This window comes from Snodgrassella sp. B3088, from assembly GCF_026535815.1.
Lineage (GTDB): Bacteria > Pseudomonadota > Gammaproteobacteria > Burkholderiales > Neisseriaceae > Snodgrassella > Snodgrassella alvi_E.
Map to the genome: position 1 here is coordinate 1 of NZ_JAFNPG010000028.1, position 5676 is coordinate 5676.

General features: G+C 36.9%; 3 protein-coding genes. 1 reads left to right on the forward strand and 2 read right to left on the reverse strand.

Translation table 11 applies throughout. The annotated features are described in order from the left end of the window. The first annotated feature begins 225 nt into the window (after positions 1-225). Positions 226-924, forward strand: coding sequence for a 6-phosphogluconolactonase (pgl, locus tag J3U75_RS09145; RefSeq protein WP_100151976.1), 699 nt, complete (start codon positions 226-228; stop codon positions 922-924). A gap of 43 nt (positions 925-967) precedes the next feature. Here pgl and J3U75_RS09150 read toward each other — a convergent pair whose 3' ends face one another. Continuing rightward, positions 968-3445, reverse strand: coding sequence for an autotransporter outer membrane beta-barrel domain-containing protein (locus J3U75_RS09150; RefSeq protein ID WP_267391650.1), 2478 nt, complete (start codon positions 3443-3445; stop codon positions 968-970). 398 nt (positions 3446-3843) lie between these two features. Further along, complete coding sequence (locus J3U75_RS09155) at positions 3844-4743, reverse strand: lipase family alpha/beta hydrolase (protein ID WP_100141403.1); 900 nt, start codon at positions 4741-4743, stop codon at positions 3844-3846. Positions 4744-5676: the final 933 nt, after the last annotated feature.

The window sequence follows — 5676 nt, forward strand, 5'->3', positions numbered from 1 at the left end:
AAAAAAAAAAACGACAGTTGCAGTAATCAATCTCAACTCACTACAAAATCAAATATTCTAATAAAGACCATACCGTTATTTATCACAAACAATATTGACCTTTAACAATAATTATCCGCAAACACAACTTATTAACCAATTGAAAGCAAATAATATTTATTTGATAAAAGAAAAAAGAAATTTGTAATAAAACCGAATGCATATCCATTATTATCGGAGGCAAGCATGTATCAGTTACATCTTTTTGACACCCCTAATGCAATGAATACAGCATTGGCCACAGCCATTACTGCCAACCTGCAAGATGCAATTAATTTGCGCAGTAAAGCCTCACTGGCAGTATCTGGAGGCCCGACACCTGTTGAACTCTTTCAGATTCTCAGTCAGGCACAGATAGCGTGGAATCAAGTTTATATAACCCTTGTTGATGAACGTTGGGTAGACAAACATCACGAAGACAGTAATGAGCGTCTAATTCATACCCATTTATTACAAAATAAAGCAAAGGACGCGCATTTCATTAGCCTCAAAACTATTGCTGAAAATCCTTATGATGGCGTGGATGAAATTCAGACACGCCTTCAGCAATCACTACCCTTACCTATTGATGCATTGGTTTTGGGAATGGGCGATGACGGTCATACTGCATCATTGTTTCCGCATGCAGAAAATCTGTATAAAGGAATAGACATGCAATCTGACAGACTGGTAATCGATATGAAACCTCTTACCGCCCCTCATGATCGTATTTCACTGACCTTACCGGTTATCCTAAACAGCCGCCATTTATATCTGCAATTAAACGGGAAAAAACAGCAGCAGGTATTAGAACAAGCACTTGCCGGCAAAAATATTAACGATATGCCCATACGTGCAGTTCTACACCAGCAGAAGCTACCTTTACAAATATATCTGGCTCAATAAAAAATGCGCCGGAAAACCGGCGCATTAACAAAAATATAATGGCTTACCACGAATAACGATAATTCAGATTGATGCCAAACTTCTGCTCTGTATGCTGACCATTGGCGTAATCCAGTTTTAAATCTGCATGATTACTCGTATTAAAGTCCATACCCAGACCAGCTTCATACAAACCACTATTACCTGCGCCGGCAATACGCATATTACTGTCATCTACAAAAGCATGTCCCAAACTGTTCTTATCATGCAACCAGTAAGCACCTGCATATGGATGAAGCGTTATTTTATTCAGAGCTACTGAAGCTCTAACTGCCGCCCCAAGCTGGCTACGGTAAAAAGTGGTACTACTGTTGTATGCATCTCCAGACAAACGTCCGAATGTCATACCAGCTTTAGGCGTAACTACCCACTTATCTGCCAAGGAAAAATCTTTACCAACATCTGCACTAAAACTATTACTATGCCATGTTGTGTTATCCATCTTGCTGGCACTGGCTTTTAAATGGCTGTAACGATAGGCAGCATCAGCAAACCAGCCGCTGGTATGGTTCCAGCCAGCATAAATTCCTGCTGTCAGCGCCTTCAGGTTACCATTTTTATAGTTGCCATAAAAATCCACACTGGAATGGCCTTGGCCTACCACCCCCCCTAGATATATCTGATTGTTTTCATTTCCCAGCGGCAGCAGATGATCATAACCTAATTGCAGACTATAAGATTTTTGTTTAAAGCCTGAAGTAGCCAATCCATCATTAGTACCCACACTATCGAAATGGTTATTGGCATAATTACTGTCCAGCCACAGATTATTAGCAACAGACTGATCTTTACGGCGCATAAAACGTGTATTTAACGGTTCTTGCATCTGATAAATATACTGGTTCGCTGCCTGGCGCATACTGATCAATGAATTAGCAAAATCACTGATTTCATACTGCGGTCCATAATGGCTGCCACCAGATGAAGCAGCACCATTATCATTACTCAGAATCCAATTATTGCCATTCTGATGGAAGAAATAACGATACTTACCCGCATCAACATAGGGCTGCACCATAGAAAAGGAACCATCACCACCCTCAGACTCCACCAGCGTCACTTGTCCATTCGGTGTTTTGGGGCGTTTGCGACTATCAGACACACTGATTCTATGCTGGCCATGTACCTGACCGTGAATTTCTATTTTATCTGATTTGCCATCAGCCAGACTGGTATTCATATTAAACTGGCTATTATTACCAGTTAAATCGCCATTAATCTTTAGTGTTTTGAATTTCCCATCGTTGCTGAAAGAAACAGTCGAATCATGGATATTCAGTTCATCAAGTACACTATTACCGTTAATCAGCCATGATGTACCATTATTTAGATTAAATGTAATCTTAGGTGCCAGAGATGGATCTTGATCGATATAAACTCGTCCTGCTAACGTTGAATTATCTGCAGTTAAGGTAAAGGGCTGAAGCGCAGCCACATCAGCATCACCTATAGCATCATCCTCCGTCGCATCTGCGGGATAATATCGGTGGTCATTAACACCAAGTAGTGCATTTTGGCCAGTCAGGCTACTATTTTTTATATTGAATAGATTTTCAGAGGCGTAATCCTGAGTAGATTGTAAGGCTATACCTATTCCAGCCTGTACTTTACTATTTGCAACATCAATGATTCCACCATTATTGAAAAAGAAAGCTTCGCTGAACGGATTGGTAAGATTTATTTTCGTATTAGTAACATTGGCTCTAATATTCTTATTACCAAATCCTGCCAACGCAATACCACCATTTCCATAACCAGCCCCATCTATTTCTAAATTATTTATATTAGTTACCGCTTCTTTATTATCATATTCACCACCTAAATTAATTGCTGTGGAAAAATCACTATTTTTGCCAAGATTAATTACAGAATTAGAAATGTCTGCTGTACCCCATCCAATATCATAAGCATTAGAATTTGGCGCAGTAATAGAAAAATCCGCATTTGAATTTAAATAACCGCCATCTAGACTCACGCCAGTAATACCAAACTCTAATTCTTTTGGCTGACCCTGCAAACTAAAATGAACGCCCTTCGGTATCACAAATTTTGTAGTACCTTTTTCTGAATTGAAACGAACCCCTGTATATTCAATATCCTGTCTAAATGGTCCATATTCAGCATTATTCAAAAACGATGAATCAATGATAATTTCAGTGTTTGGCGAAAATTCCACCTGCTGTCCTAAAGTTGTTGATTCAGGTATATAGCCAATATTAAGCACAGTCAAATTTCGAAGATATGTATCCCCAGGAACATCATCTTCATTAAATAATTTTTTAAATTCCTCTACAGTAGGTATGCCATTCCGGTATTGACCCGCAGCAATAACTATTTTATTACTATTATTTTCAGAAGGATTAAACTCGCAGCCATCTATAGCAGGGCATATCGTTACTGCAGCCATACTATAAACTGATAAAGAACTTAGCACACCCAGCAGTAAGGCTTTAAGTTTCGATGGAGGATGAATAGATTTCATAATAAATTAACCTTTATAAACATAATCATAATATTAACATATAATATACATATAGGGTTAATATATTTTGACATTTACATTTTAGTTAATGTTAACCTGTATACATCACATCCATCTCTCATAATTTCTAATATTTATTTAATATATAGTGAAGAAATTTGAATGCCACATATTGGAACTAACCAAACCAAATACTTTAGTTACAGAATAACTCCACTTTTATTCAGCCTGATTGCGCATTCTTTTCAGAAAGTACACATATAAAAAAACTGAATCCTGTTATTCACAGGATTCAGTCCTTGCAGACAAGTAAGCTTTGATACTACTTCACTTGTTCAAGACAGTTTATCAATCCAAAATATACTTATAGTTATTATTCTCAGTATATTGAATCTAAATTACAGACCTTTAGATTTCAAACGTGCAGCATGATCCAAATAAATGCTGACTGGATCTGGTGTAGTCGGATGAGCACCTGCAATTTGATTGATTGCATCTAAGTGATCCATCTGATAGTCAGAACGGATAACTTTACCCAAATGAGTACAATAACGGCCAACCAAACCATCATTCTGGTTGCGTTCTTTAGTAAATAAAGCACTTAAGGCAACCAAAATAGCATGTGATGGATCCAGAGTATTTACACCTTCATTGACCACATTTGATTTGATAATACCACTCCAAGAGTAATAGTAAACACCATTGGTTTCCAGCTCTTTACCCTGTCCACCCCAAGTTTTTGGAAGACCTTGTGGATACTTTTTATTGAACTCATTTGTACCTGCAGTAGACAAACTTTTCAGTGAACCTTCAAAATCCTGTGGCAGCAAAGGTTTGGTACTGAATAAACTGATAAATTTCATGAATGATTCAACAATCAGATCAGCAGTTTCACCTACAATCTTCCCAGCAAGAATATCCAGCATCAAATCTGCAATTTCGGAACCAAAATTCACACCATTTACAGAAGTTACAGATGCCACCAGCTCCGGATGAAGAGCAGCCACATAACGGCTGGTAGGCGCACCCTGGCTATGTCCAATAAGATTGACCTTTTTAGCACAGGTTTTTGCCAGTATCTGCTTCACTTCTGTCAGCAACTGTTCACCACGGGTTTCGGTAGTATTGGTTGCAGAAACAGCAGCAGTATAAACTTCACAACCCAGTTTTCTTAAAGATTCAGCAATATTGAAGAAATAGGGATAACCCATAATCCGATCAAAGCCAAATAAACCATGCACGAGCACAATGGGATATTTTGTTTTAACGACTTTACAAGGTTTAGTTATATTTATCATTTAATTTTCCTCACTTTATTTTCTGTTAAATTATTATATAATTATTAATTTATTATAATTTAATAATTAACGATGAGATAAAGATATTTATAAAATAAATTCTTTAGTATTATCATCCTCTTCGGGAAGATTTACACCAATCTCAACCGCGAAAGAATAATATCAAAAATAATCAATTAATGCAAATTAAATTGTTATTTAAACTAATTTAAAATAAAAAATTAAAGCGTTATTTATACAAATATGCAACAATAATAACTAAAATTATGTATTAGATGTAAAAATCGAATACTATAACAATTATTAATATTTATACTTAGCAATATATGCAATTTAATTTAAATATTTTTTTGATTAATAACAGCTTTCTTAATTTGAAAATAACAATGGAATATATATTATGTTAATGTTTGAGTTCCTATTAATGCCAGCCGGTAGTGCGTAATCTTCTGCATCAGTATAGACGTATACGCAGAGCCGTTCACCCGACACCGCTTCCTGAATAATTTTTAATTTATCCCATAAAAAATAGGTGAGATTTTGAATTTTAACTACCGTATCTATTGGCTATTTTCGTCGGGCTAAAACATGTTATACCTATCCATATCGTACAGAATGATTCTGTTTTCGATACGAACTTCGATTAGGCAGTGTTCGGCATCGTAGTGGCAATACTCTGGGTACCACTGGCGGTCTGTCTGCTGTGGGTACGTCCGTGTGCGTCGTAGGTATATTGAAGGCTGCGGGCGTATGGTGGTAATTTGTTTACTTAGTTAATTGTAGTGATGGCTGCGTGTGCCTTATGCGTTGGTTTCGCTTAGAAGCATATTCTTAGAGCTGTAGCTGAAATGTTGTGTTGGCTTCGGCTACGGTCAATGTAATGGTAATTTGGGAAAGATGATAAATTAAAAGCAGATTTGCCCTTCAAAACTT

Coding starts and splice junctions, on each gene's coding strand:
- pgl (WP_100151976.1), top strand. CDS start 226: ATGTATCAGTTACATCTTTTTGACACCCCTAATGCAATGAATACAGCA.
- J3U75_RS09150 (WP_267391650.1), bottom strand. CDS start 3,445: ATGAAATCTATTCATCCTCCATCGAAACTTAAAGCCTTACTGCTGGGT.
- J3U75_RS09155 (WP_100141403.1), bottom strand. CDS start 4,743: ATGATAAATATAACTAAACCTTGTAAAGTCGTTAAAACAAAATATCCC.